Origin of the sequence: Streptomyces sp. NPDC048637 (genome assembly GCF_040650675.1) — a bacterium.
GTDB lineage: Bacteria > Actinomycetota > Actinomycetes > Streptomycetales > Streptomycetaceae > Streptomyces.
The window spans coordinates 28,492-54,581 of record NZ_JBEZHQ010000051.1 but is presented as its reverse complement, the minus strand read 5'-3'; the positions used below and the strand labels follow the sequence as shown (position 1 = coordinate 54,581).

Below are 26,090 nucleotides of genomic sequence, written 5' to 3'. Positions count from 1 at the left end.
GTTCGGACGTAAAGCGAAGCAGTCCGAACACCCACCCCGGAGGCCCCGCCACCGGCACCCACCACAAACCGGGGCCCCACCCCATACACACCCCCACCCTCCCGCCGACAGGCGGGAAAAGAATCCACCGGCGGGGACACGGCGCCGCACCCAACAACGTGGGGCGATACCGTCGGGCCCACCGACACACGCTTAAGGGAGACCGACAGTGACAGCGACGTCGTGGGTGCGAGGCGCAGCCGGAGACCCGTTCGGGACGGCCCGACTGCGGCGTGGTGTGCTGGATGCCTGGGCCACCTCGCCGGCCCGGTTCCGGGAGGATGCCAACGCCGAGGAGGACCTCGCGCTCGGCGGCTACCGCGACCGGCTCGCCGTGGAGCTGGCGCAGAACGCGGCGGACGCGGCGGCCCGCGCCGGCGTCCCCGGCCGGCTGCGGCTGACCCTGCACGCGGCCAACGGTGACGCGCCCGCCGTACTCGTCGCGTCCAACACCGGCGCTCCGCTGGACGCCACCGGCGTCGAGTCGCTGTCGACGCTGCGGGCCTCCGCGAAGCGGGAGCCCAGTGTGGCGGCCGGCGCGGTCGGCCGCTTCGGCGTCGGCTTCGCCGCGGTGCTGTCGGTGAGTGACGAGCCGGCGCTGGTGGGCCGTACCGGCGGGGTCCGCTGGTCGCTGGCCGAGGCGCGGGCGATGGCGGAAGAGGTGGCGGCGCACAGCCCCGGTCTGGGCGGTGAGTTGCGCCGCCGGGACGGGCATGTCCCGCTGCTGCGGCTGCCGCTGCCCGCGGAGGGCGGAGCGCCCGAGGGGTATGACACGGCCGTCGTGCTGCCGCTGCGGGACGTCGCGGCGCAGGATCTCGCCGAGCGGCTGCTGAACGGGATCGATGCGGCGCTGCTGCTGACGCTGCCGGGGCTGGCCGAGGTCGTGGTCGAGACCCCGGAGGGCGTACGGGAGTTGCGGCGCAGCCAGGACGGCCCGTACGTCCTGATCGAGGACAGTGAGCGGGGCGCCACCCGGTGGCGGGTGGCGAGCGACGGCGGTCCGCTGGACCCGGCGCTGCTGGCGGACCGGCCGGTCGAGGAGCGGCTGCGGCCGGCCTGGTCGGTGACCTGGGCGGTGCCCGTGGACGGCGAGGGCGCACCGGTGCGGCCGGGGACGGCGGCGGTGGTGCATGCCCCGACGCCGACGGACGAGCCGCTGGGGCTGCCCGCGCTGCTGATCGCGTCGTTCCCGCTGGAGCCGACCCGTCGGCATGTCGCGCCGGGTCCGCTGACGGACTTCCTGGTGGGGCGGGCGGCCGCGGCGTATGCGGCGCTGCTGGGCGACTGGCAGCCGGTGTCCGTCGGCACCCTCGATCTGGTGCCGGGCCCGCTGGGCAAGGGCGGTCTGGACGGTGAGCTGCGCCGGCAGGTGCTGGAACTGCTGCCGCGGGTGCGGTTCCTGCCGAGCGCGGGCGCGCCGGCCGGCGGGCGTACGGCCGAGCCCGAGGCAGCGCCGGCGGACGAGTGGGACGAGGGCGACGGCGGTGTGGACCGGTACGTCCTGCGTCCGGTGGACGCCGAGTTGGTGGAGGGTGCGGGCGCGGCGGCCGTGGGCGTGCTGGCCGAGCTGTTCCCCAGTCTGCTGCCGGCCGGGCTCGAACGCCGTCCGGAGCTGCGGGCGTTGGGCGTGGCCCGGGTGCCGCTCGGCGAGATGATCGACCGGCTGGCGGGCGTGGAACGGTCGCCCGGCTGGTGGTGGCGGCTCTATGACGCGCTGGCCGGTACCGACCCGGACCGGCTCAGCGGGCTGCCGGTGCCGCTGGCGGGCACGGCCGGCCAGGGGCCCGGCGGCGCGACGGGCAGCGTACGGACCACGATCGGGCCGCGTCAGGTGCTGCTGCCGCTGCCCGGCGGCGGCCCTGACGAGGACGCCGCGGCGCGGCACCGTACGCTCGCCCGGCTCGGCCTGAAGGTCGCCCACCCCGACGCGGTCCACCCGCTGCTGGAGAAGCTGGGCGCCACCCCGGCCGCCCCGCGCGCCGTGCTGACCACGCCCCAGGTGCAGGCGGCGGTGGCGAACTCACTGGAGGCCGACGAGGACGCCTACGACGTCTTCGCCGACGAGCTGGGCGGCGGGCCGGGGGCCCCGCTGGGCGCGGAGGAGCTGGCGGAGACGGTGCTCGCGCTGGTCCGGGACGCCAATCTCGCGCCGGGCGACGAACCCTGGCTCGGGGCGCTCGCGCTGCCCGACGAGGACGGGGAGCTGGCGCCGGCGGGCGAGCTGGTGTACCCGGGCAGCGACTTCGAGCGTGTCATCCGTGAGGGCGAAATCGCGGCCTGTGACGCGGAGTTGGCCGAGCGGTGGGGCGAGCAGCCGCTGACGGCCGTGGGCGTGATGGCTGCCTTCGCACTGGTGCGGGCCACCGATGTGGTGCTCGACCCGGACGAAATGGATCCCCGTGAGGGCGACTTCGCCGAGCCGGACGACGTCGGACTGCTGGACGCGGTGGATGTGTGGTGCGAGGACATCCTCGACGCGCTGCCGGATACCCCCGTCCCGCCGGTGGTGACCGAACTCGTCGCGGTCCGCGACCTCGACCTGGTCGACGACGACGCCTGGCCGCAGGTGCTGGCGATGCTGTCCCAGCCGCCGCTGCGCGACGCCCTGACCGCGCCCGTACGCGTCCTGCTCCCCGACGGCACCACCGAGTCCGTCCGCCCGTACACCGCCTGGTGGCTGCGCGGACACCCGGTGCTGGACGGCCGCCGGCCCGCCGGTCTGCGCTCGGCGGGCGGCGACCCGCTGCTGGCCGGACTGTACGAGTCCGCGGACGCGGGCGACGTCGACGCCCAGGTGCTCCGTGCCCTCGGCGTCCGCACCTCGGTCGCCGCCCTCCTCGACGAGCCGGGCGGCGCGGCGGAACTGCTGTCCCGGCTCGCCGACCCTGACCTGACCGTCGGCGCCGCACAACTGCACGCGGTCTACGGCCTGCTGGCGGACCTGGACCCCGACCAGGTGACCCTGCCGGACGAGCTGCGGACCGTGCGCGACCAGGAGGTCCGGGTGGTCGACGCGGCCGACGCCGTGGTCGCCGACGCCCCGGACCTGGTGCCGCTGGCGGCCGGTCTCGCCCTGCTGCCGGTACGGCCGGCCCGCGCCGCCGAGCTGGCCGAGCTGCTGCAGGTACGGCGGCTGAGCGAGGCGGTCAGCGCCGAGGTGCGCTCCGAGGGCGTACGGCACGAGGTCCCCGAGGCCGTACGGGTCCTGCTCGGCGCCGCCACCCCCGAGGCGTACCAGGAGCACGAGGAACTCCTCGTCGGCGACGGCCCGGACGACACCGCCGAACTGGACTGGCGCTACACGCCCGACGGCACCCTGCACGCCGCCACCCTGGAGGGCGTGGCGGCGGGCCTCGCCTGGGCCGCGGGCCAGTGGCCCCGCCGCTTCGAGGTCGCCGCCCTGTTGGAGGACCCGGAGCGGGGGGATGAGTTGGCGCGGGCGCGGTGGTTCGACTGACGGCGAGGCCGTAGCGGGGAGATGATGCCGCCCATGCCTCTCGCGATCACTCCGGCCCTCCCCGCCGGAGCCCTCTCGGCCACCTCCCAGCCTTCTCTCCGTTCACCCGGCGGCGAGTTACTGTTGCGGCCCTGGGAGACAGCCGACGCCCCCGCCCTGCAAGCCGCCTACCAGGACCAGGGGATCCGGCGCTGGCACATGCACCACGTCACGTCCCCGGCAGAGGCGCGGGAGTGGATCGCGGCCTCCCACCGCTCCTGGCAGCAGGAGCGGGACGCCCAGTGGGCCGTCACCCGGGCCGACGGCGGCGAGATCCTCGGACGGGCGGGCCTGCGCCGGATGGATCTGGAGCAGGGCGAAGCAGAGTGCGCGTACTGGGTCCTGCCGCACGCCCGCGGCACCGGCGTCGCCTCGCGCGCCCTCGCCACGCTGGCCGCCTGGGCCCTGGACGAGGCCGGCTTCCACCGCCTCGAACTCGCCCACTCGACCGCCAACGAGCCCTCCTGCCGGGTGGCCACCAAGTCCGGCTTCACCCTGGAGGGCACCCGTCGCAGCGCCCATCTGCAACAGGACGGCTGGCACGATATGCACCTTCACGCCCGTGTCCAGGGCGATGTGTGAGGGGAAGCGGGCGGCCCCCGTCGCGATGGGTGTGACGGGGGCCGGTCGCGCGTGGTGGGTGGCGCGGTGGCTCAGTTGCCGAACTTGCCGCTCTTGACGGCGGTGAGGAACGACGACCAGCCGGCAGTCGGGAAGACCAGCGCGGGGCCGTGCGGATTCTTGGAGTCACGGACGGGTACGGCACCGTGGAGCCCGTCGGCGACCTCGATGCACTCGGCTCCCTGGCCGTTGCTGTAGCTGGACTTGCGCCACCTGCTCAGTGCGGACGCGTCAGGAATCGTCTTCATCCTCGTACTCTCTCAGGTAGGCGCTGAGCAGGTCGAGAGTTTCTCTCTCCGGCAGCGCCTTGGAGCGAGCGATGTCAAACATGTGCGTGAGCTCAAGAATCTTTCCCGGTGACTCCACCTGTTCCCCGGAAAAGAAGCTCTCGACGTATGCGATCGTAGCTCCGCTGCCAAGGGTGAGAAGGCTCAAACTGCCTCCCAGCATGGGGTGTTCCCCCTGGCTGAAAGGTAGTGCCTGAAGCGCGACTTGGGGGGACTCAACCGCCTTGAGTACATGCCGAATTTGCCCGCACATGCACGCTGATCCCCCGATGGGGCGCTTCAGTGCCGCTTCATCCATGATTGCCCAGTACAGCGGAGAATCCGCCTTTTCGAATACGCGCTTACGGCGCATTCGCGTGGCGACATGCTCCTCTATCCGTTCCACGGACTCGCCGGCCAGCGATGTGCGGAACAGGGCGCGTGCGTAATCCTTGGTCTGCAAAAGTCCCGGGATCAGGCTGCTGCCGAAGACCTGAATGCGAGCTGCCTTTCCCTCGCTTTCGAGGATGGCCCGTCCGTAGTCCGGAATCGACGCATCCTGCGCCATGGACAGCAGCTCGACGAAGAGTCCGTCCGTGGCGAAGTGTGCGTCCAGGGCCTCGGCCAGCGCTTCGGACGGCAGCTGCTCCCCGCGCTCCACCCGGCTGAGGTACGTGTGCGGGTAACCGACCTTGTCGGCGAGGGCCCGCTGCGAAAGGCCCGCGGCCTCCCGCAGGCGGCGTAAGCGCCGCCCCAGCACCGTGCGCGGGGTGGCCCTGTCATCGTCCTCGTTGTTCAGCTCCATTGCTCGAACACACCTTCAACTCGCTGTCCACTGGCGGACTTTGGTGACACGTACAGCGTGCACTCAGCGTATTCCGTCAGCAATGCTGAGTGATGACGAAAAGGCCCCCGCGACCGCTGCAACGGTCCGGGGGTGTGGTCATCAGCCCTTTGGAGGTCGACGACATGAATGACGCTATCGCGAAACTTTTCGGGCCGTTGCTGTGCCGGTTCTTCCCGCCCTCGGGCCGTCGCAGGGCCGCCGCTCGTGCCGACGTGGCGAGGGAGCGCCCGGAAGCCGTTCCCGCCGTGCGCCGTCCGCGCGTCGCGCGCGTAACTGTGGTCCGCGGCGAGGCGACCCGCCTCGTGCGCCCGTACCTCGTCGCGTACGAGCGCGCCCACGGGCTGGAGGCCGTGGCGTGACGGAGGAACACCCCGCCCCCGTACGGCTCCTGCCCTGGTCAAGTGCTGATGGCAACCCTTGTTATCTCCTGGGGGACGGCACGGGCTACGTCTCCCGCGTTGCCGACGACATCGAGCACCTGCAACTCGGCATGGCGGACGACCTCATCGGCCACGCGGAGGACCTGCTCGCCTGTCAGCGGGCGAGCGCCCAGGAGCTGCGCTTCCTGGCCCGTGGGCTGACCGACTCCCTGGGGGATGTGCGGCGTATCGCGGAGAGCAGGGGCGCGCGTCTGCGCTCCGCCGACCGCTCCCTGGACGGCCTCGACGGGCGCGAGGCAGAGGGCCGGTCTTCCGGCGCCGGCCCGGCCGGCAGCGGCCGTCTCAGTCCGAGCTGAACTTCCTCACCAGCGCCCAGATCACCGCGACCGCGCCGACGACCAGGATCAGCCACTCCCACCAGTCGAGGACGCCATCGCCGCCGGAGTGGTAGTGGTGGGAGCGGTGGGTGCGCGCCAGCACCTCGTAGGTGAGGTCCCCCGGGTGGAAGGTCATGGGGCGGAGAGTAGGCGGGGGCGGGGGGCGTGGCCATCCCGGGACCGGTTCTGTGACCGGGACGATACGGCGTCGGGGTGGTGGTCACCCGTTCAGGCCGGGAACCGCCGCCCCACCCACCGCCAGGTGATCTCCAGCAGGACGGCTGCCACCACCGCGAGGGCGACGGCCGCCCACGGCATCGTCGTGCCGACCAGGCGCAGGGCGAAGAAGGTCTGGAGCCCGGGTGTGACCAGGACGATGACGAAGGCCAGGCCCATCGCCAGGACCAGGCCGATCCGCCACCAGGTGTAGGGGCGGGCGATGATCGCCAGGACCCAGATCGCGGTGAGGAAGAGGGTCAGGGTCGCCGCGCTGGTCTCGGCGGGCAGGGCGTCCGGGCCGGTGTAGTAGCTCCGGGCGAGCAGGTAGGTGGCGAAGGCGGCGGCGCCGGTGATGAGGCCGGACGGGATCGCGTAGCGCATCACCCGGCGGACGAAGTGCGGGCGGGCGCGTTCCTTGTTGGGGGCCAGGGCGAGGAAGAACGCGGGGATGCCGATGGTGAGGGTGGAGAGCAGGGTCAGGTGCCGCGGCAGGTATGGGTAGGGGATCTGCCAGCAGGCCACCAGGATCGCCAGCAGGACGGAGTAGACCGTCTTGGTGAGGAAGAGGGTGGCGACGCGGGTGATGTTGCCGATGACCCGGCGGCCCTCGGCGACGACCGAAGGCAGCGTCGCGAAACTGTTGTTGAGCAGGACGATCTGGGCGACGGCGCGGGTCGCCTCGGAGCCGGAGCCCATCGCGACGCCGATGTCGGCGTCCTTGAGGGCCAGCACGTCGTTGACGCCGTCGCCGGTCATCGCGACGTTGTGGCTGCGCTTCTGCAGTGCGGCGACCATGTCCCGCTTCTGCTGCGGGGTGACCCGGCCGAACACCGCGCCTGCTTCGATCTCGGCCGCCATCGCGTCCCGTTCGCTGGGCAGTTCGCGCGCGTCCACCGGGGCGTCCGCGCCCGGCAGCCGCAGCTTGCCGGCCACCGCGCCCACCGACACCGCGTTGTCGCCGGAGAGCACCTTGGCCCGGACGCCCTGCTCCTCGAAGTAGCGCAGGGTGTCGGGGGCGTCCGGACGCAGCCGCTGTTCCAGGATGACCAGCGCGGCGGGCCGGACGCCGCGGGTGATGTCGGGGTCGTCCAGTTCCCGGTCGGCGCGGGCCAGCAGCAGGACGCGGAGGCCCTGCGCGTTGAGCGCGTCGGTCTCGGTGAGCCGCTGGTCGCCGGCCGGCAGCAGCACGTCCGGGGCGCCGAGCAGCCAGGTGCTGCTCTCGCCGTCCGGGCCGTTGAAGGACGCGCCGCTGTATTTCCGGGCGGAGGAGAACGGCAGCGACTGGATGCAGCGCCAGCCGCCGTCCGCCGGATACGCCTCGATGATCGCTTGCAGGGAGGCATTGGGCCGCGGGTCGGACTCGCCGAGGGCGCCCAGCACCTGCCGGAGGTACGCCTCGTCGCCGTCGAGCGTCCGCAGCCCGTGGACGTCCATACCGCCCTCGGTGAGCGTGCCGGTCTTGTCCAGGCAGACCACATCGACCCGGGCCAGGCCCTCGATCGCGGGCAGCTCCTGGACCAGGCACTGCTTGCGGCCGAGCCGGATGACGCCGATCGCGAAGGCGACGGAGGTGAGCAGCACCAGGCCCTCGGGGATCATCGGCACGATGCCGGCCACCATCCGGCGGATGGCCTCGTCGCCGGGCAGGCCGAGCGTGAGCAGATGGCTGAGGATCAGGCCGATCGCGGTCGGGATCATCATCCAGGTCACGTACTTGAGGATCTGGCTGATGCCGGTCCGCAGTTCGGAGTGGACCAGGGTGAACCGGCTGGCCTCCTCGGCGAGCTGGGCCGCGTACGCCTGCCGGCCGACCTTGGTCGCGGTGAAGGCGCCGCCGCCCGCGACCACGAAGCTGCCGGACATCACCTGTTCGCCGGGCTTCTTGAGGACCGGATCGGCCTCGCCGGTCAGCAGCGACTCGTCGATCTCCAGGCTGTCGCTCTCCAGCACCTCGCCGTCGACGATGACCTTGTCGCCGGGCCCGAGTTCGATGATGTCGTCGAGCACCACCGCGGAGGTGGGGATCTCCTCGGTGAGCCCGTCGCGCCGGACGGTCGGTCTGGCCTCACCGATGACCGCCAGGTTGTCCAGGGTCTTCTTGGCGCGCAGCTCCTGGACGATGCCGATGCCGGTGTTGGCGACGATCACGAAACCGAACAGGCCGTCCTGGATCGGCCCGACGATCAGGATGATCACGAAGAGCACGCCGATGATGGCGTTGAAGCGGGTGAAGACATTGGCGCGGACGATCTCGGCGGCCGAGCGGGAGGACCGTACGGGGACGTCATTGACCTCGCCCCGGGTGACCCGCTCCGCGACCTCGGCGGTGGTCAGTCCGCGGTTGACCGGTTCCCGGGCGGCCCGCCGGGCGGGCTCACCACCCGGCCCGGACTGCTCGACGTCGGTCCTCGCCCGCTCCGTCATGCCCCCGACGTTACGGGCGGAATGCGCACTTCACCCGCTGGCCGGGCGAGTGCGTCCCGGGACGGCACCCCCAAGGGGGCGGGCCGCCGGGGGAGGGGCCGCGGTGTTCAGGAGCGGTCGGCCGCCGCGGCGCGCTTGAGCGCGGCATCGCGTCCGCGGACGTACCAGATGCCCACCAGGCCCAGGCCGCCGCCGGCCAGACAGGTCCACACCCACCAGGTGTGGCCGTTGTCGGCGAACCATCCGTAGAAGGGGAGCTGGCCGAGGAAGAGCACGAACCAGATGATGGTGCCGCCGGTGATGGTGCCGACGACAGGGCCTTCGAGCGGCGCCGGGGCCTCGCGCAGTTCGGACTTCTTCCACATGGTGCTCAGCTTACGGGGAGCGGGTGAGGGCTCCGCGGGCGGCGGTGGGCACGGGTGGGTGGCCGGGAACAGGGTCTGGGGAGCGCGTGGGGCGCCTGCCACGAGACCCGTCCGCCACCAGGGTCTACGCGCGGAGATAGCGATCAGTGCATTGTTTATTCATACTGAACCTTTCTGGATACGGCTGGTTTGGCTCGTCTATTCGTCCAACCAGAACCGGTTTGTTTCTCCTTCTGTACATGTTCCGGGCCCTCGGGCCCCCGCGCCTGCCCAGGCCCGTCCGACTGAGGTCCCGCATGTCCCCCTCGGCCACCACGCCGGTCGACACCCTCAAAGACCCAGGTCCGAAGCCCCCCAAGAACGGCTTCGACCGCTTCTTCAAGATCTCCGAGCGGGGGTCGACGGTCGGCCGCGAACTGCGCGGTGGTCTGGCGACGTTCTTCGCGATGGCCTACATCATCGTGCTGAACCCGATCATTCTCGGTGCCGGAGTCGATAAGTTCGGCCATCAGCTCGACAACGCCCAGCTGGTCACCGCCACCGCGCTGATGGCCGGACTGAGCACGGTCCTGATGGGCCTCATCGGCAACGTCCCGATCGCCATCGCCGCCGGCCTCGGTATCAACGCCGTGGTGTCGCTGCAGCTCGCCCCCAAGATGAGCTGGCCGGACGCGATGGGCATGGTCGTGCTCGCCGGTCTGGTGCTGATGATCCTGGTCGCCTCGGGTCTGCGGCAGCGGGTGATGGACGCGATCCCCAACGGGCTGCGGCGGGCCATCGCCATCGGCATCGGCCTGTTCATCTCGCTGATCGGCCTGGTCGACGCGGGCTTTGTGACCCGTAACCCGGACGCCGCGCACACCACCGTCCCGATGGGCCTGGGGCAGGGCGGACAGCTCAAGGGCTGGCCGGTGCTGGTCTTCGTCATCGGCCTGGCGCTGATGTTCGTGCTGATCGTGCGCAAGATCAGGGGGGCGATCCTGATCGGCATGGTCTCGATGGCGGTCCTCGCGATCGTCATCAATGCCCTCGTCGACATCCCGGACGCGTCCTGGGGCCTGGCGGTCCCCAATGTCCCGGAGAAGATCATCGACACCCCGGACTTCGGTCTGATCGGTCAGATCAGCCTCTTCGGCGGCTTCCAGGAAGTCGGCGTACTGACCGGCTGCCTGTTCGTCTTCACCGTGCTGCTCTCCGGCTTCTTCGACGCGATGGGCACCATCATCGGCGTCGGCGAGGAGGCCGGGCTGCTGAACAACGAGACCGGCCAGCTGCCGAACATGGGCCGCATCCTGATGGTCGACGGCATCGCGGTCGCGGGCGGCGGCTTCGGCTCCGCCTCCGCCAACACCTGCTTCGTGGAGTCCACCGCCGGTGTCGGCGAGGGCGCCCGTACGGGCCTCGCGAACCTGATGACCGGCGGTCTCTTCCTGCTCGCGCTGATCTTCACGCCGCTGGCGACGGTCGTCCCCTCGCAGGCCGCGACGCCCGCGCTGGTGGTCGTCGGCTTCCTGATCATGGCCTCGAACGTGCAGGCCATCGACTGGGGCGACTTCACCCTCGGCATCCCGGCGTTCCTGACGATCATCTCGATGCCGTTCACCTACAGCATCACCAACGGCATCGGCATCGGCGTCCTGGCCTTCATCCTGCTGCGCGCGGCGACCGGCCGGGTCAAGGAGATCCCCTGGCTGCTGAACGCGGTCGGCTTCTGCTTCCTGGTCTACTTCCTGCTCGACCCGATCGAGCAGGCGCTGGGGGTCAAGTAGCCGGCCAGCGGACCCCCAGCTTCTCCGTCTCGTCGACGGAGGACTTGAACCGCTCGTCGAAATCCTCGCGAATGAGCGTCCGGACGACATAGTCCTGGACGCTCATTCCGCGTTTTGCGGCGTGCTGCCGAATGCGCTCCAGCAGCTCCCCGTCCACCCGCAGGCTGAGCACTCGCGATCCCATCCGGACACGGTCCCGTCCGTACGCGGTCAGGTGCGTCACTTTCGGCCGCGCCCTCACTCATATGGGTGACCTGCGGGATACGGCACCCCCGGCTTTCCTTAGAAAGGGTAATGAGTTACGCTAAAGACCATGCCGGAACTGTCCTCCCTTCAGCCCGACGGGCCGGAGGTGCCCCCCGACGACGCGGCCGCGGTGAACGCTCTGCGGTCCGCCGTGATGCGCCTGTCGCGCCGACTCAAGCACCAGCGGGTCGACGAATCGCTGAGCCCCACCGAGATGTCGGTGCTCGGCACCCTCGCCCGGTGCGGCCATGCCACCCCCGGCGAGCTGGCCCGCAAGGAGCATGTGCAGCCGCCGTCGATGACCCGCATCGTGGCCATGCTGGAGGCCAAGGGACTGGTCCGGCTCGAACCGCACCCCGACGACCGCCGCCAGAAGGTCGTCACGCAGACCGAGCAGGCCGAGGCGATGCTCGAAGAGAGCCGCCGTAAGCGCAACGCCTGGCTCGCCGAGCTGGCCTCCGGGCTGGACGAGGACGAGTGGGCGAAGGTGCGGGCCGCCGCGCCCGTACTGGAGAAGCTCGCACAGCTGTAGAACCCGAGGCCGAGGAGGCGAACCCACTTTGAGTACGGGATCCGGAGCACACTCCGCCCCCGCACCGAACTCCCACGAAGACACGGTTTCCGACGACGCGACCGCGACCACTCAGGGCACCGCCCCGGGTATCGCCGCTGGCCCCGCCGCCACACCGCGCAAGGGCACGTTCAGTTCTCTGCGAATACGCAACTACCGCCTCTTTGCCACCGGCCAGATGGTGTCCAACACGGGCACCTGGATGCAGCGCATCGCCCAGGACTGGCTGGTGCTGAGCCTCACCGGATCGTCCACCGCGGTCGGCATCACCACCGCGCTGCAGTTCCTGCCGATGCTGCTCTTCGGGCTCTACGGCGGCGTCATCGCCGACCGTTTCGCCAAGCGCAAGCTGCTGCTGTTCACCCAGTCCGCCATGGGCCTCACCGGCCTGGCCCTCGCCGTGCTCACGCTGAGCGGGCATGTGCAGGTCTGGCACGTCTACCTGGTCGCCTTCGTCCTCGGCCTGGTCACCGTCCTCGACAACCCCTCCCGGCAGGCCTTCGTCTCCGAGATGGTCGGCCAGGACGAGCTGCGCAACGCCGTCAGCCTGAACTCCGCCAACTTCCAGTCCGCGCGGCTGATCGGGCCCGCCGTCGCCGGTGTCCTGATCACCGCCTTCGGCAGCGGCTGGGCCTTCCTGCTCAACGGCCTCTCGTTCATCGCCCCGCTCACGGGCCTGCTGATGATGCGCACCGCCGAACTCCACAAGGTCGAGCGCGTCCCGCGCAGCAAGGGCCAGCTGCGGGAGGGCCTGCGGTACGTGTCGGGCCGCCCCGACCTGATCTGGCCCATCGTCCTGGTCGGCTTCATCGGCACCTTCGGCTTCAACTTCCCGATCTGGCTGACCGCGTTCGTCCACCATGTCTTCCACCAGGGCGCGGGGACGTACTCCCTGTTCAACGCGCTGATGGCGGCCGGTTCACTGATCGGCGCGCTGCTCGCGGCCCGCCGTGCGACCTCCCGGCTGCGGCTGCTGGTGGGGGCGGCGATGGTCTTCGGCGTGCTGGAGATCGCGGCCGCGCTCGCCCCGTCGTTCTGGGTCTTCGCGGCGTTGCTGGTCCTGATCGGCACGGTCGGCCTGACGATCAATGTCACGGCCAATTCGAGCGTCCAGATGGCCACCGATCCGCTGATGCGCGGCCGGGTGATGAGCCTGTTCATGATGGTCTTCGTCGGCGGCACCCCGCTCGGCGCACCACTGGTCGGCTGGATCACCGACAGCTTCGGCCCGCGGATCGGCTTCATGGCGGGCGGTGCGGTCTCCCTGGCGGCCGCCGTCCTCATCGGCCTGATCCTCGCCAGGGTGGGCGGTCTGCGCCTCAAGATCGACCTGCGCCGCGGCCGTCAGCACCTCGCATTCGTACCCCGGGGCCCCGCGCCCGCTCCGTCCGCGGAGCAGGAGAAGGAGCAGGAGAAGGAGCTGGCACCGGCGGCATAGCGGACCGCACCCCCGGCCCGGCCCCGCGGGGCCGGGCCGGCGTACGTCGTGCCGGCCGGACGGCCGGTGCGCTGCGCCACACTGGCCGCATGAGACTCTTCGCCGCCGTCCTGCCCCCCGCTCCCGCGATCGAGGAACTGGCTGCCGAGGTGGCGCAGTTGAAGAAGCTCCCGGCCGCCGACCGGCTGCGGTGGACCGGGCGGGACAGCTGGCACTTCACCCTCGCCTTCTACGGTGAGGTGCCCGAGGAGACCGTCCCCGAGCTGTCCGAGCGGCTGGCCCGCGCCGCCCATCGCCGCGACCCCTACGAGCTGCGGATCGCCGGCGGCGGCCGCTTCTCCGACCGGGTGGTGTGGGCCGGGGCCGACGGCGACCGCCCCGCCATGCGCAGGCTGGCCGACGCGGCCTCCGCGGCGGCCCGCCGGGCCGGCCTCGCCATGGACGACGAGCACCGCCCGTACACCCCCCACCTCACCCTCGCCCGGAACCGCACCCCCGACCTGGACCTCCGGCCGTACGCGACCGCCCTCAAGGACTTCGCCGGCACCTCCTGGACGGTCGGTGCCCTCGCCCTGGTGCGCAGCCATCCCCCCGTGCCCGGCGTGGCGGGCAAGCAGCCCCGGTACGAAACGGTGGGTTCCTGGCCGCTGGGCCACTGAGGCCCGGCGGCCGCGCCTTCCCGGCCCGCTGAAACGTTCGGACCCGCCCCGGTTACGCTCAGAGGGTGGATCCCAAAACCCGTAACCGGATCATGTCCGGTCTGCTCGCCTTGCTGCTCGTCGTCGTGATCGTGGCGGCGGCGCTGCGCTGACGGCTGCCGCGCCCCCCGCCCAGTCGCCCGGCGGCCGGAACCGTCCGCCGGGCGACTGGGCGGGTCTTTCGGATCAGCAGGTCCTTCGGATCAGCAGCTCCAGGTCCTTCGGATCAGCGGGCCTTTCGGTTCAGGGGGAGCCTCCGGATCAGCGGGCCTTTCGCGGATCAGTCGGGCCGACCCAGAAGACCCGTCCCGGACCCGCTCACCAGGCGAAGGCCTCCGGGCTCGGCCCGGGGCCGGGGAAGATCTCGTCGAGTGCGGTGAGCAGCTCGTCGGAGAGGGTCAGTTCGACGGCCCGCAGCGCGGAGGTGAGCTGGTCCGCGGTGCGCGGCCCCACGATCGGGCCGGTGACACCGGGCCGGGTGAGCAGCCACGCCAGAGCCACCTCACCGGGCTCCAGACCGTGCTTGTCGAGCAGATCCTCGTACGACTGGATCTGGGTGCGGATCGTGGAGTTGGCGAGGGCGTCGGCGGAGCGGCCGGAGACCGAGCGGGCCGCGCCGCCCTCGCGCTCCTTGCGGAGGGCGCCGCCCAGCAGCCCGCCGTGCAGCGGGGACCAGGGGATGACGCCCAGGCCGTAGCCCTCGGCGGCCGGGATGACCTCCATCTCGGCGCGGCGCTCGGCGAGGTTGTAGAGGCACTGCTCGCTGACCAGGCCGTACGAGCCGCGGCGGGCGGCGGTCTCGTTGGCGCGGGCGAGGTGCCAGCCGGCGTGGTTGGACGAGCCGACGTAAAGGATCTTGCCCTGCTGGACGAGCACGTCCATGGCCTGCCAGATCTCGTCCCAGGGCGTGTCCCGGTCGACGTGGTGGAACTGGTAGAGGTCGATGTAGTCGGTGCCGAGCCGCTTGAGGCTGGCGTCCACCGACCGCCGGATGTTGAGCGCGGAGAGCTTGTCGTGGTTGGGCCAGACCTTGCCGTCGTCCGGCGCCATGTTGGCGTAGAGCTTGGTGGCCAGCACGGTCCTGTCGCGCCGGCCGCCGCCCTTGGCGAACCACGAGCCGACGATCTCCTCCGTACGGCCCTTGTTGGCGCCCCAGCCGTAGACATTGGCGGTGTCGAAGAAGTTGATGCCCGCGTGGAGCGCCGCATCCATGATGGTGTGGCTGTCGGCCTCGTCCGTCTGAGGCCCGAAGTTCATCGTCCCGAGGACGAGTCGGCTGACCTTGAGTCCGGTGCGTCCGAGCTGTGTGTACTTCATGGTCGCCCAGCCAACGCCTTGAAGTGCGCTCGAAGCAAGGACCGTTCGGGGTGGCGGTCAGCGTTCTTCCGGCGGTTGTAGGGAGGAGGCGAGGGCGCCCTGGCGCGGCGGGGCGGGTCGGGTCCGCCGGCGTCCGGCCGCGGCGAAGAGCAGCAGCGCGACCGGTGTGCAGCAGGCCGCCGCCACCGGCAGGGCGCCGGGCCCGTACGAGGCGAGCAGCCGGCCGCCGAGGGCGCCGCCCAGTGAGGCGCCGGCATAGACCGCGCTACTGGTGAGCGCGAGCGCCTGCGGCCCGTGTGCGGAACCGGCCAGCGTCAGTACGCGGGTCTGTACGGCGGGCGGCATCGCCCACGCCGCGGCCGCCCATACGGCCAGCAGCGGGACGACGAGGGTGAGCGCCGCGGGCCGCCGCACCCCGCACAGGGCGAGCCCGGCCGTGGCCGCGGTGAACACCAGCGCCGCCGTCGCGAAGGCGGCCCCGGCGCCCCGGCGGTCCACCAGCGTGCCGCCCGCCCGTGCGCCCGCGATGCCGACGACGCCGGTGAGCGCCAGCAGCAGACCGAGCGTGCCGGGGGTGACGCCCGACAGGTCGTGGAGGAACGGCGCGAGATAGGTCTGCAGCAGCAGATTGCCCAGCACCGCGACGGCCGCGGCGAGCAGGGCGTACAGGACGGCGGGCCGGCCCATCGGGCGGAGGCGGGCGGCGAGCGGGGCGGCGGGGGCGGGCGGCAGCTCGGGGAGGGTGCCGCGGACGAGGAGCAGGGCCGCAAGCCCGAGCGTCCCGCCCAGGACGAAGGTGGCCCGCCAGCCCAGCGCCGCCCCCGCCCAGGTGCCGGCCGGTACACCGAGCACCATGGCGCCGGTCAGCCCGGCCATGACGGTGGCGAGGCTGCGGCCCTGGCGTTCCGGGGGCGCGAGCCGGGCGGTCGCGGCGAGAGCGGTGGGCAGTGCGACGGCGGCGGCGAGCGCGGCCAGTACCCGTAACGCCATCAGCATGACGTAGGAACTCGCCAGGAGAACGGCGAAGTTGGCGAGGCAGAAGAGGGTCAGCGCGGCGGTGAGGAGGGCCCGGCGGGGGAGCCGGGCGGTGCTGACGGCGGCGACCGGGGCGGCCACCGCGCAGACGACGGAGAAGACGGTGACGAGCTGTCCGGCGGCGGCCTCACCGACGGTCAGCCCGCGGGCGAGTGCGGGCAGTACGCCGGCGATCACGAAGTCGTCGGTCTGGAGGGCGAAGGCGCAGAGGGTGAGGGCACAGAGCCAGGGGGCAGGGAGGCGCGCTCGTAACGGGGGAGTCGCGGGGGGAGTCGTGAACATACCCATTAACGTAACATTCGTTTCCCTAATTAGGGTGGGTGCTGTCCCACCGGAGGGCCGGAGGGTCCGAGGGTCCGAGGGCTCGGAGCGTTCCGCACGCCCCAGAGATCGCCGCACGCCCCAGAGAGCCCCCCACGCCCCCAGAGATCGCCGCACCACCCAGAATCCCCGCACCACGAGGAGTCCGACCGATGGCCAGGCCCCGCGACCCCCACCGCCGTACCGAGATCCTCGACGCGGCCATCGGCCACCTCGCGGAGACCGGGATCGCCACCCTCTCCCTGCGCCCGCTGGCCCAGGCGCTCGGGCACAGCACACGGGTGCTCACCCACCACTTCGCGGACAAGGACGCTCTGCTGACGGCCGTTCTGGAGCGGCTGGACGAGATCCAGCACGGGCAGCTGCGGGCCACCGAGGGCTGGGACGACACCTCGCGGGGCATCGGCGCGATCGTGCGGGATTCCTGGCGGCGCCATCTGGAGCCCGGGAACATCGGCGCGACCCGGCTCATCCACGAGATCGAGGGGCTGGCGGCGGCCGGCCGGCTCGGCGGCCGGGTCCCCAAGTTCCTCGCGGACCGTGCCGACTTCGTCGCCGGTGCCTTGCAGGCCCGCGGCCTCGCCCCCGAGGCGGCGCGGGTCCACGCCACCTTCCTCAACAGCGCCTACGCGGGACTGCAGACCGACTTCCTGGTCACCGGTGACCGCGCGCGCACCGAGGCGGCGCTGGCACAGCTGTGTGCGCTGGCCGACTCCTGGACGGCGGCGGCCGTCTCCTGACCGGCGGCGGCCGTCTCCTGACCGGTTCCGGCCGGGGCCTCACACGGATGGTACGGCTCCGACCGGCGGGCCGGCGGTGTACCGGCCGCCGACGCCCCACGCCTGGTGCATCGCATCGGCGAACGCCCCTGCCAGCAGATGCTCGCCCCACTCCGACGGATGGGTTCCGTCGTAGGTGGCGCGACCGGTCTCCCACCCGGCCGGTTCGGAGGCCAGCAGCAACGGTGAGGCGGGGGTGGAGAGATCGGCGACGGCCTTGGCCAGCAGCTCGTTGAAGCGTGCGCACTCCGCACCGAACGCGGCGTCCGCCGCCGCCCGCACATTGGGGATCACCGGCATCAGCACCGCCCGGATGTGCGGCGCCGCCGCTCGCGCCTGCGCCACGAACCGCCCGACGTTCTCCGCGGTCTGCTCGGCGTTCGTATAGAACCCGAGGTCTATCAGGCCGAGCGAGACCAGCAGGGTGTCGGCCTCGTACCGGCGCACCGCGTCGCCGATCAGCGGGGCCATGTGCAGCCAGCCCTCGCCCCACCCGGCGAGATGGCGGCGGGACTCCTCGGGGAAGCCGGGGTCGGCATAGGCGGATGAGGTGTCGGAGCCCGCAGTGGGTTCATGGAGCGTGTGACGCGGCCCGACGATGCGGTACGGCCCGCCGAAGGCCGCGTTCAGGTGCTGCCACATGCGGTAACGCCAGGTGAAATCGCCGGTGCTACCGATCGTCATGGAGTCACCGACGAACATGATCCTCATCCGGACATGATGGCCGAGAACCCTTACCGGCCGGTACGTGACGCTGGACACGCCGCGCTCGAACGGCACGGAGCGCCGGGGCCATAGCGGCCACCGCGCCCCCGCGCCGCGGCCCGGGATGGCAGTCTGTGCCCATGCGTTCGCTTCTGTGCGTGGCCGGTGCCGCGGGAATCCTGTGGTCGGCGGCCGTCGTTCCCGCCGCCGCCGACGAGCCCGACGGCTTCACCCTCAGCGATTCCCGGATCGCCGAGTCCAGCGGGCTGGCCGCCAGCCGCGCGCACCCCGGGATCTACTGGACCCACAACGACAGTGACGACGGCCCGTACGTCTACGCCGTGGACGGCAAGTCCGGCCGTACGGTCGCCCGCATCACGCTGCGCGGTATCGGCGCGCCCCGCGATGTCGAGGCGATCTCGGTCGGCCCGGACGGTGACCTCTACCTCGGCGACATCGGCGACAACCTCGGCGGCAGCTGGAACCACGTCTGGATCTACCGCTTCCCCGAACCGAAGCGGCTGCGCGACACCACCGTCACCGCCACCCAGTTCGATGTGAAATACGCCGACGGGCCGCGGGACGCCGAGGCGATGATGGTGCACCCCAAAACCGGCCGGGTTTATCTCGCCAGCAAGAAGCAGGGCGGCGGGGGCGCCCTCTACGAGGGCCCGCAGCGGCTCACCGCCTCCGGCACCAACACCTTCCGCAAGGTCTCCCCGGTCGATCTGTGGGTGACCGACGGCGCGTTCTCCCCCGACGGCACCCGGCTGGTGCTGCGCAGCTACTTCGGTGCCCGGATCTACCGCTGGCAGGACGGCCGCCCGAAGGACCTCGGCAGCGTGGGCGTACCGGTCCAGCAGCAGGGCGAATCGGTCACCTTCACCGCGGACGGCCGCACCCTGATGTACGGCTCCGAGGGCGCGGACAGCGCGGTCGAGCCGGTCGGGCTGAGCGACGAGCAGCTGCCGGACGCGGCCAAGGACGACCCGGCGAACGGTGACGGCGCCAACGGCCAGGGCGGGAAGGGGAGTTCGGACACGGACCTGGACCCCAGCTTCATCAAGGGGGCCATGGTCCTCGCCGTGGCCACCGCCCTGGTCGTCGCGCTGCGGAGGCTGGTGCGGCGACGTTAGCCGCGCTCGGGCCGGCGGCCGGGCGCGGCGAGGTCCCTATCGAGGTCGTCGACAGTGCGGCGCAGTTGGGCGAGCGCGGGATCGGCCGGCGGACCGTCCGGCGGCCGGGGTGGGGCGGTGCGGAGGTCACGGATGGCTTGGCGGACCACCGCGCGCACGGCGGCCGGGGCGAGGGGCTGGAGGCCGCTGCGGGCGAGTGCGGTGAGGCGGCGGGTGATCAGCTCCGCGGCTTCTTTCAGGTGAGGTGGTAAGGGGCGAGGCCCGGAGCCACAGGGGTGGAATTCCGGCCCTCGCGGAGACCACCGTTCGTCTCCTGGGGTGCTGGTGACTAACCAGCGGACGATTAGCGGAGGAAGCTGATCACCAGCTGGATGAGGTGGTTGCCCGGAATGGTGAGGACGATGCGGACCGGGTTGGTCGGGGACAGCGTCTCAAGCCACTTCTAGAAGGCGGCGATGCCCTTCTCCGCGGCGGCCTTGGCCTTGGCGTATGCCTTGCCCATCTTCTTCTTGATGTAGCTGACGATGGACTTGGCGATCTTCTCCGCCTCGGGGTCCACCTTCTTCAGGGAGGTGGTGTGGGCGCCCGTGGTGGTCTTGTTGAGTGCGACGGTGATGGTGTTCACGTCAGCGGCCTTGCTGACCGCGCCGACCTGCACCGAGGAGACGGCGGGGGTGCGGCTGGCTTCGACGGCGGATGCCATCGGGGCGGCGACGCCCAGGGCGACGGCGGCGGCGACGGTGGTGGCGGCTATGCGCAGCTTGCTGTTCATGGAGACTCCTCATCTCAGCTTGGAAGCGCGGCCGGTCCACGGAGAGGAAGAGCGCGTGGCGGCCGCGCCTGGACCGGATGATCCGATCGGCCGAACAAGAGTCTTTCGGGAACGCGGAGCTGCCGGTATTGGTTCTTCGGGCATTGCCCTATCGGCCAATGAGGCTTCGCGTGTCTGCGGGTTACCGCAGCGGGAAGCCGTCCCAGTGGAAGGCGATCATGACCGCGCCAACAAGCAGCATCGGCAGGGATGCCATGCGTGTGTGGTGGAAGGCTCGCTGGTTGCGGCTGGCCTTGTAGTGGATGAGACCGGCGATGAGGGGGATCCAGGCCGTTAAATAGAGGATCCACCCTGTGCGTTCTGCGGCGTCGGTGCGGATGATGAAAGTGATGAGCTGGGAGGCGACACCGAGGACGCCGGCGGTGAGCCACCACGCATCCGACACACGGAGCTTTTCCTTGTGTTGGACGGTTTCTGCAGATTCCATTGTGCTTCCTCTCAATAGCGAACTGGCCCCCAACGCCGGGGCGTTGGGGGCCAGTTAAGCATCTTGTGGTTTAGAGGTCGTTTTCATCTTGGGTACGGTTGTCTGGGGTGGATTGTTCTGCCTGTCGATGCACTGTTGGTGAGGTGACGGCCTTATGTCCCGAGCCCCGCATCCGGCGCCGCCCGGTCCGTGCCCGCCGGTCCGTCTCCCTCGGTCAGCCGCAGCTCGTAATGGAGCGTCCGCTGCTTGCGCAGCCGGTGCACCCACGGCACCAGCAGCCCGTGGATCAGCGGGTACTTCCGGGTCAGGGAGCGCTCGGCCCGCCGGTATTCGCGGGTCTGCGGATCCAGCAGCCGTACCCGCGCCTTGACGCCGGGCCCGGTGGGCCGGCCCCGCCAGGTGGCGGGGCAGATCTCCACCTCCGGGAAGTTCCGCATGCGCTTGGCCTTCCAGGCGCTGCTGTACGTACGGAGATAGGCGTGGTCGCCGTCGACGGCGATGTTCATCGGTGTGCCGACACCGGTGCCGTCCCGCTTGTACGAGGTCAGCACGATCGCCCCTTGCCGCTCGAAGGGGGTGAGTCCGGGGCTCGGGGGCTTCGTCATGGGTCCCATACAGGCACATCCGGCCTGTTTCGTCACCTCATGGTGCGTCCGTTCGGGCGGTGCGGGTGGCGATGAGCGCCTCGAATCCGTCCAGGAGCGCGGTCAGGCCCAGCTCGAAGGCGGAGGTGTCGTCACCGGCGAAGGTGTCCTCGTCCAGGGCGGCGAGGGCGGGGTAACGGCCGCTCAGCATCACCTTGGACAGCACCGGCTCCTGTGACTGCCAGAAGTCCGCGTTGCTGATGCCGGTCCGCTTCTCGGCGAGGGCGGAGTGGAGCTCGGTGCGGGCGATGCCGCTGAGGAAGCCGCCGAAGGTCACCAGTACGTGGATCTTCTCGCGGTCGGTCAGACCGGTGCCGGCCAGGGCGCGCACCGAGTACTCCAGCGAGTCCAGGGCGTTGGGGCCGAGCAGCGGGCGGGCCTGGTCGACCTGGAGCAGCCAGGGATGCCGTCGGTATTGCCGCAGGCTGCCGCGGGCGAGGGCGGCCATCGCGGGGCGCCAGCCGGCGGCCGGGTCGGGGTGGGCGTCGGCGTCGAACTCCACGACCTTGTCGAGCATCAGGTCGAGGAGTTCGGCCTTGCCCGGGACATAGCGGTAGAGGGACATGGTGCCGACGCCGAGGTCGGTGGCGACCCGGCGCATGGACAGCGCGCCGAGCCCGTCGGCATCGGCGACCGCCACCGCCGTGGTGACGATGCGTTCGAGGGTGAGGCCCGGCTTGGGGCCGCGGCTGGGCCGCTCGCCGAGGCCCCAGAGCAGCTCCAGGCTGCGTGAGACATCGCCGCTGCCGCTGTGTTCTGTCGTCGTCATCGTGCGGTCATCCTATGCCGCCGGACAAAAACTGGGTACGGCGTACGCGTAATCGGGTACGGTGTACCCAGTTTTCGATCCGGAGGGGAGCGGCGATGACCGGCAGTACGAGCGGGAATGCGTGCGGGGCGAGGGGTGGGGTGGCGACGGCGGGCGCCGGGCAGGCGCCGCTGCCGCTGCCACCGCCGGATGCGGCGGTGCGTGCGGAGGGTCTGGAGAAGCGGTACGGCGACAAGCGGGCCCTGGACGGCCTCGACCTCACCGTCCACCGCGGCACGGTGCACGGCCTGCTCGGGCCGAACGGCGCGGGCAAGACCACGGTCGTCCGCATCCTGGCCACCCTGCTGCGACCGGACGGCGGGCGGGCGGCGGTCGCCGGGCACGAGGTGACGCGGGCGCCCCAGCGGGTGCGCGCCAGGATCGGACTGGCGGGTCAATATGCCGCCGTGGACGGCATCCTGACCGGCCGTCAGAATCTGGAGATGTTCGGCAGGCTCTTCCATCTGGGCGCCCGCCGGGCGCGGGTGCGGGCGACGGAGCTGCTGGACCAGTTCGGGCTGGGCGACGCGGGCGGGAAATCGGCCCGGACCTACAGCGGCGGGATGCGCCGCCGGCTCGACCTCGCCGCGAGCCTGATCCTCGCACCCGAGGTGCTCTTCCTGGACGAGCCGACCACGGGCCTCGACCCGCGCGGCCGCAACGAGGTCTGGGAGTCGGTCCGCAGGCTCGCCGCGACCGGCACCACCGTCTTGCTGACCACCCAATACCTCGACGAGGCGGACCAGTTGGCCGACCGGGTCTCCGTCATCGAGCACGGGCGGACGATCGCCGACGGTACGCCCGCCGAGCTGAAGCGGCAGGTCGGCGGCGAGCGCCTCCAGGTGGTGCTGCGCGACCCGGCCGACCTCCCGTACGCGGTACGGACCGTGGCACGGGTCGCCGCGAACGGCGTACCGCCCACGACGGACGAGGCGGAGCGGCGGGTCGGTGCCCCGGTGACGGAAGGCGTCGCGGCACTGACCGAGGTCGCGCGCACCCTCCAGGACGAGGGCATCGGCGTCGAGGACATCGGGCTGCGCCGCCCGACGCTCGACGAGGTCTTTCTGCGCCTCACCGGACGCGGTACGGCCGGGACCGGGCAGGAGGCGGCCGCATGAGCGCCGGCACCGTGCTGCACATCCCGCACGACGACGGCCCCGCCCCGTGGGGGCCGGCCGGTGCGGACGACGGCCCCGCGCGCCGTCTCTACTGGGCCTTCGCCGACTGTCTGACCATCGTCCGCCGGGATCTGACCCATCTCGTCCGGCAGCCCGTGATCATCGCCTGGCAGCTGGGCTTCCCGATCGTCTCCGTGCTGCTCTTCGTCTATGTCTTCGGCAGCGCGATGAACGTCGGCGGCGGGGTGGACTACCCGACGTTCGCGATGCCCGGCATCTTCGCGATGACGATCTCCTTCGGTTTCATGAACACCGCGGTGGCCGTGGTCGTCGACCGGGACCACGGGGTCACCGATCGGTTCCGCTCCCTGCCGATGTCGACGTCCGCCGTGGTCAGCGGGCGCGGGGTCGCCGATGTGATCGGCGCGAGCGTCGACCTCGTGGTGCTGGCCGCGATCGCCGTGGTCGTCGGCTGGCGCTCCCACGGCGGCCCGGCCGCCACCCTCGCCGCCTTCGGTCTGCTGCTGCTTCTGCGCTTCGCCCTCACCTGGATCGGTGTCTATCTCGGCCTCCTGGCACCCAACCAGGAATCGGCCGGCGGCCTCTACGCCGTCGCCTTCCCCTTCGGCATGATCTCCAGCGTCTTCACCCCGCCGTCGATGATGCCGGACTGGCTGGGCACGATCGCCATGTGGAACCCGGTCTCCTCGACGGCCGGCGCCATCCGTGAGCTCTTCGGCAACCCGGCCACCACGGGCGGCAGTTGGGTCGAACAGCATGCGGTGCTGATGGCGGTGCTCTGGCCGGCGGTCATCACCGCGGTCTTCCTGCCGCTGGCGGTACGGCGCTTCCGGCGGCTGAGCCGTTGAGCCGTTGAGCCGCTGAGCCGTTGAGCGCGGACCGGACCCGCGCAGCGCACAGGCCCCGGCGGTCGCCCGCCGGGGCCTGTGGTGCGATCGGGGAGGCTGTTACAGCTTGCCGATGACGTGGTCGATGCAGGCCGTCAGGGCCTCGACGTCCGCCGGGTCGATCGCCGGGAACATCGCGATCCGCAGCTGGTTGCGGCCGAGCTTGCGGTAGGGCTCGGTGTCGACGATGCCGTTGGCGCGCAGGGCCTTGGCGACGGCGGCGGCGTCGATCACGTCGTCGAAGTCGATCGTGCCGATGACCTGCGAGCGCTTGGCCGGGTCGGTGACGAACGGGGTGGCGTACTTGGCGTCCTCGGCCCAGCCGTAGAGGGTGCGCGAGGAGGTGGCGGTGCGGCGGACCGCCCAGTCCAGGCCGCCCTGGCCGTTGATCCACTCCAGCTGCTCATTGAGCAGGAAGAGGGTGGACAGCGCCGGGGTGTTGTACGTCTGGTTCTTCAGGGAGTTGTCGATCGCCGTGGGCAGCGAGAAGAACTCCGGGATGTGGCGGCCGGACGCGTGGATGGCGCGGGCGCGCTCCAGCGCGGCGGGGGAGAAGGCCGCCAGCCACAGACCGCCGTCGGAGGCGAAGGACTTCTGCGGGGCGAAGTAGTAGACATCGGTCTCGGTGATGTCGACGGGCAGACCGCCGGCACCGGAGGTGGCGTCGACCAGGACCAGTGCGCCCTCGTCCGCGCCCGCGACGCGCTTGAGGGGCGCGGCGACACCGGTCGAGGTCTCGTTGTGGGTGAAGCCGTAGACGTCCACGCCCTGCTCGGCCCGCGGCTCCGGGTGGTCGCCCGGCTCGGCGGAGAGGACGGTGGGCTCCGCCAGCCACGGCGCCAGCTTGGCGGCCTTGGCGAACTTCGAGGAGAACTCACCGAAGCTGAGGTGCTGGGACTTGCGCTCGATCAGGCCGTGCGTCGCGATGTCCCAGAACGCGGTGGAGCCGCCGTTGCCGAGCACGACCTCGTAGCCCTCGGGGAGCTGGAAGAGATCGCGTACGCCGTCGCGCACCTTGCCCACCAGGTTCTTGACCGGGGCCTGGCGGTGGGACGTGCCGAGAAGGGAGCTACCGGTGGCGGCGAGGGCGCCGAGCGCCTCCGTACGCACCTTGGAGGGGCCCGCGCCGAAGCGTCCGTCGGCGGGCTTGATGTCAGCGGGGATCTGGATATCAGCCACGGGGGAAGCCTAATCCGTCGTGCTGCGGGCTCCGGCGGCGCGTCCAGCGGGTGAGATGCCGGCCGCCCATACGGTGGACGGCCGGGCCGGCCTAAGCGGACGGGGCGTCCGCGGCGTAGACGGCGGTGAGGGCGGCCGCGGCCTCGGCCATCACCCGGCGGGCCTCGGGCGGGGCGAGCACTTCGAGGGAGTCGCCGAACTGGAGCAGCTGACGGACCGCGGGGAGGACGGGGTAGGCCAGATCGAGGGTGGCCCAGTCCCCGGCCTCGCCGCCGTCACCCGTACGGGGCGGCCCGGTCAGCGCGCCGCCGAGGATCCGCACCGCCAGATCCAGCCGCTCGCGGCGGATCCGGGCGGTCACCCGGACGTCCGCGGGCCGGTCCTCCACCTGGCGCCGCAGCCGCTGCCAGACCTCGGCGAGCTCCACGCCTGCGCGGCGCCGGACGGGGACGTCGGTGAGGATCGCGGACGCCACCCGGTCGGCCCGGAAGAGCTGCGGCCCGCCACGCCGGTCCGCGACGAGGTACCAGGTGCCGGCCTTGGCCACCAGCCCGTACGGGTCGACCGTGTAGGTCCGCAGCCGGGTCTCGCCGCTGTGGCGGTAGCGGATCCGGAGCCGGAGGTCGGTGAAGACGGCCGTGTGCAGCACATCCAGTTCCACCACGGGGTGGGCGGCGGCGGACGGCGCGTCAGCGGCGGCGGACGACGGGCGGGTCGTCCACTTGTCCGGGTCGACCAGGATGCGGCGGCCGGCCAGCTCCGCGGCCGGCCGGTGCGGGGCGGGCAGCGCCGCCATCACCTTGCGCAGCGCCGAGCGGAGCGCGTCGTCCAGGCCGAGCGCGCTGTGGGCGCCCTGCGCGGCCAGGATGAACAGGGCACGCGCCTCGTCGGTGGTCATCCCCGTGACATCCGTACGGAAGCCGGGCAGCAGCGCGATACCGCCGTACCGGCCGCGTTCGGCGTAGACCGGTACCCCGGCCGCCGACAGCGCCTCGATGTCGCGGTAGACGGTCCGGGCGGAGACCTCCAGCCGCTCGGCGAGCTCCGCGGCCGGCACCCGGCCGCGGGTCTGGAGGAGCAGGACGATCGAGAGCAGACGGGCCGACTTCACAGCCGCATTTATAT

The 26,090-nt window shown here is 71.6% G+C and carries 27 protein-coding genes; 12 read left to right on the top strand and 15 right to left on the bottom strand.

All coding sequences use genetic code 11. The features are described from left to right. The first annotated feature begins 208 nt into the window (after positions 1-208). Both AB0C46_RS36955 and AB0C46_RS36950 read left to right on the top strand, forming a co-directional pair. The gene (locus AB0C46_RS36955; protein ID WP_362833467.1) at positions 209-3,496 is read left to right on the top strand and encodes a molecular chaperone Hsp90; all 3,288 of its coding nucleotides are present in this window, start codon (positions 209-211) and stop codon (positions 3,494-3,496) included. Positions 3,497-3,529: 33 nt separating this feature from the next. Then, positions 3,530-4,117: a GNAT family N-acetyltransferase gene (locus tag AB0C46_RS36950; RefSeq protein ID WP_362833465.1), complete on the top strand. Its 588-nt coding sequence runs from the start codon at positions 3,530-3,532 to the stop codon at positions 4,115-4,117. A gap of 71 nt (positions 4,118-4,188) precedes the next feature. Here AB0C46_RS36950 and AB0C46_RS36945 read toward each other — a convergent pair whose 3' ends face one another. Together AB0C46_RS36945 and AB0C46_RS36940 are read right to left on the bottom strand one after the other, a co-directional pair. After that, positions 4,189-4,404, bottom strand: coding sequence for a DUF397 domain-containing protein (locus AB0C46_RS36945; protein WP_362833464.1), 216 nt, complete (start codon positions 4,402-4,404; stop codon positions 4,189-4,191). Beyond that, positions 4,388-5,227 carry a helix-turn-helix transcriptional regulator gene (locus tag AB0C46_RS36940; protein WP_362833462.1) on the bottom strand — a complete coding sequence of 280 codons (840 nt, stop codon included), beginning with the start codon at positions 5,225-5,227 and terminating at the stop codon, positions 4,388-4,390. Before AB0C46_RS36940 ends, AB0C46_RS36945 begins: the two co-directional genes overlap by 17 nt. Positions 5,228-5,391: 164 nt before the next feature. Between AB0C46_RS36940 and AB0C46_RS36935 the strand changes: the two genes are divergently transcribed. Then, positions 5,392-5,628 carry a hypothetical protein gene (locus tag AB0C46_RS36935; protein ID WP_362833461.1) on the top strand — a complete coding sequence of 79 codons (237 nt, stop codon included), beginning with the start codon at positions 5,392-5,394 and terminating at the stop codon, positions 5,626-5,628. Then, on the top strand, positions 5,625-6,005 hold the full coding sequence (locus tag AB0C46_RS36930) for a hypothetical protein (protein ID WP_362833459.1): 381 nt from the start codon (positions 5,625-5,627) through the stop codon (positions 6,003-6,005). The genes AB0C46_RS36935 and AB0C46_RS36930 overlap by 4 nt, the downstream gene beginning before the upstream one ends. Here AB0C46_RS36930 and AB0C46_RS36925 read toward each other — a convergent pair. From AB0C46_RS36925 to AB0C46_RS36915, 3 genes are all read right to left on the bottom strand, one after another. Continuing rightward, positions 5,992-6,162: a hypothetical protein gene (locus tag AB0C46_RS36925; protein ID WP_362833457.1), complete on the bottom strand. Its 171-nt coding sequence runs from the start codon at positions 6,160-6,162 to the stop codon at positions 5,992-5,994. The genes AB0C46_RS36930 and AB0C46_RS36925 overlap by 14 nt on opposite strands. A gap of 92 nt (positions 6,163-6,254) precedes the next feature. Beyond that, a complete protein-coding gene (locus AB0C46_RS36920) occupies positions 6,255-8,669 on the bottom strand; it encodes an HAD-IC family P-type ATPase (RefSeq protein ID WP_362833456.1) in 2,415 nt (804 codons plus the stop codon). A 107-nt stretch (positions 8,670-8,776) separates the two neighbouring features. Continuing rightward, entirely contained in the window at positions 8,777-9,034 is a 258-nt protein-coding gene (locus AB0C46_RS36915) for a DUF2530 domain-containing protein (protein WP_362833455.1), read from the bottom strand. Positions 9,035-9,330: 296 nt separating this feature from the next. Between AB0C46_RS36915 and AB0C46_RS36910 the strand changes: the two genes are divergently transcribed. Then, complete coding sequence (locus AB0C46_RS36910; protein ID WP_362833453.1) at positions 9,331-10,803, top strand: NCS2 family permease; 1,473 nt, start codon at positions 9,331-9,333, stop codon at positions 10,801-10,803. Here the strand turns inward: AB0C46_RS36910 and AB0C46_RS36905 are convergent. After that, a complete protein-coding gene (locus tag AB0C46_RS36905) occupies positions 10,796-10,987 on the bottom strand; it encodes a hypothetical protein (RefSeq protein WP_362833452.1) in 192 nt (63 codons plus the stop codon). The genes AB0C46_RS36910 and AB0C46_RS36905 overlap by 8 nt on opposite strands. Before the next feature lie 129 nt (positions 10,988-11,116). On the opposite strand from AB0C46_RS36905, the gene AB0C46_RS36900 reads away from it, so the two are divergent. The 3 genes from AB0C46_RS36900 to thpR all read left to right on the top strand — a co-directional run bounded on the left by AB0C46_RS36900 (position 11,117) and on the right by thpR (position 13,717). Beyond that, positions 11,117-11,581: a MarR family transcriptional regulator gene (locus AB0C46_RS36900; protein WP_018089673.1), complete on the top strand. Its 465-nt coding sequence runs from the start codon at positions 11,117-11,119 to the stop codon at positions 11,579-11,581. A gap of 28 nt (positions 11,582-11,609) precedes the next feature. Continuing rightward, entirely contained in the window at positions 11,610-13,058 is a 1,449-nt protein-coding gene (locus AB0C46_RS36895; protein ID WP_362833451.1) for an MFS transporter, read from the top strand. Positions 13,059-13,147: 89 nt separating this feature from the next. Then, positions 13,148-13,717 (top strand): RNA 2',3'-cyclic phosphodiesterase, encoded by a 570-nt coding sequence (gene thpR, locus AB0C46_RS36890; RefSeq protein ID WP_362833450.1) that lies wholly within the window; start codon positions 13,148-13,150, stop codon positions 13,715-13,717. Between the two features lie 357 nt (positions 13,718-14,074). Here the strand turns inward: thpR and AB0C46_RS36885 are convergent, their stop codons facing one another. Together AB0C46_RS36885 and AB0C46_RS36880 are read right to left on the bottom strand one after the other, a co-directional pair. Further along, positions 14,075-15,073, bottom strand: coding sequence for an aldo/keto reductase (locus AB0C46_RS36885; RefSeq protein ID WP_362833448.1), 999 nt, complete (start codon positions 15,071-15,073; stop codon positions 14,075-14,077). Between the two features lie 57 nt (positions 15,074-15,130). Continuing rightward, entirely contained in the window at positions 15,131-16,390 is a 1,260-nt protein-coding gene (locus AB0C46_RS36880) for an MFS transporter (RefSeq protein ID WP_362833447.1), read from the bottom strand. Positions 16,391-16,581: 191 nt separating this feature from the next. On the opposite strand from AB0C46_RS36880, the gene AB0C46_RS36875 reads away from it, so the two are divergent. Then, entirely contained in the window at positions 16,582-17,169 is a 588-nt protein-coding gene (locus tag AB0C46_RS36875; RefSeq protein ID WP_362833446.1) for a TetR/AcrR family transcriptional regulator, read from the top strand. 39 nt (positions 17,170-17,208) lie between these two features. Here AB0C46_RS36875 and AB0C46_RS36870 read toward each other — a convergent pair whose 3' ends face one another. Continuing rightward, a complete protein-coding gene (locus AB0C46_RS36870) occupies positions 17,209-17,919 on the bottom strand; it encodes a GDSL-type esterase/lipase family protein (protein WP_362833444.1) in 711 nt (236 codons plus the stop codon). A 134-nt stretch (positions 17,920-18,053) separates the two neighbouring features. Between AB0C46_RS36870 and AB0C46_RS36865 the strand changes: the two genes are divergently transcribed. Further along, positions 18,054-19,049 carry a hypothetical protein gene (locus tag AB0C46_RS36865; protein ID WP_362833443.1) on the top strand — a complete coding sequence of 332 codons (996 nt, stop codon included), beginning with the start codon at positions 18,054-18,056 and terminating at the stop codon, positions 19,047-19,049. Between the two features lie 442 nt (positions 19,050-19,491). Here AB0C46_RS36865 and AB0C46_RS36860 read toward each other — a convergent pair whose 3' ends face one another. The 4 genes from AB0C46_RS36860 to AB0C46_RS36845 all read right to left on the bottom strand — a co-directional run bounded on the left by AB0C46_RS36860 (position 19,492) and on the right by AB0C46_RS36845 (position 21,721). Beyond that, the gene (locus AB0C46_RS36860; RefSeq protein WP_362833441.1) at positions 19,492-19,821 is read right to left on the bottom strand and encodes a hypothetical protein; all 330 of its coding nucleotides are present in this window, start codon (positions 19,819-19,821) and stop codon (positions 19,492-19,494) included. A 181-nt stretch (positions 19,822-20,002) separates the two neighbouring features. After that, positions 20,003-20,308 (bottom strand): hypothetical protein, encoded by a 306-nt coding sequence (locus AB0C46_RS36855; RefSeq protein ID WP_362833439.1) that lies wholly within the window; start codon positions 20,306-20,308, stop codon positions 20,003-20,005. A gap of 152 nt (positions 20,309-20,460) precedes the next feature. Beyond that, positions 20,461-20,913 carry a PPOX class F420-dependent oxidoreductase gene (locus AB0C46_RS36850; protein WP_362833437.1) on the bottom strand — a complete coding sequence of 151 codons (453 nt, stop codon included), beginning with the start codon at positions 20,911-20,913 and terminating at the stop codon, positions 20,461-20,463. Positions 20,914-20,950: 37 nt separating this feature from the next. Then, positions 20,951-21,721 (bottom strand): TetR/AcrR family transcriptional regulator, encoded by a 771-nt coding sequence (locus tag AB0C46_RS36845; protein ID WP_362833435.1) that lies wholly within the window; start codon positions 21,719-21,721, stop codon positions 20,951-20,953. A 95-nt stretch (positions 21,722-21,816) separates the two neighbouring features. On the opposite strand from AB0C46_RS36845, the gene AB0C46_RS36840 reads away from it, so the two are divergent. Both AB0C46_RS36840 and AB0C46_RS36835 read left to right on the top strand, forming a co-directional pair. Further along, on the top strand, positions 21,817-22,878 hold the full coding sequence (locus tag AB0C46_RS36840; RefSeq protein ID WP_362833433.1) for an ATP-binding cassette domain-containing protein: 1,062 nt from the start codon (positions 21,817-21,819) through the stop codon (positions 22,876-22,878). Then, positions 22,875-23,747, top strand: coding sequence for an ABC transporter permease (locus AB0C46_RS36835; RefSeq protein ID WP_362833431.1), 873 nt, complete (start codon positions 22,875-22,877; stop codon positions 23,745-23,747). The genes AB0C46_RS36840 and AB0C46_RS36835 overlap by 4 nt, the downstream gene beginning before the upstream one ends. A 99-nt stretch (positions 23,748-23,846) precedes the next feature. Here the strand turns inward: AB0C46_RS36835 and serC are convergent, their stop codons facing one another. Then, the gene (serC, locus tag AB0C46_RS36830) at positions 23,847-24,965 is read right to left on the bottom strand and encodes a phosphoserine transaminase (protein ID WP_362833429.1); all 1,119 of its coding nucleotides are present in this window, start codon (positions 24,963-24,965) and stop codon (positions 23,847-23,849) included. A gap of 91 nt (positions 24,966-25,056) precedes the next feature. After that, positions 25,057-26,076 (bottom strand): YafY family protein, encoded by a 1,020-nt coding sequence (locus AB0C46_RS36825; RefSeq protein WP_362833428.1) that lies wholly within the window; start codon positions 26,074-26,076, stop codon positions 25,057-25,059. Positions 26,077-26,090: the final 14 nt, after the last annotated feature.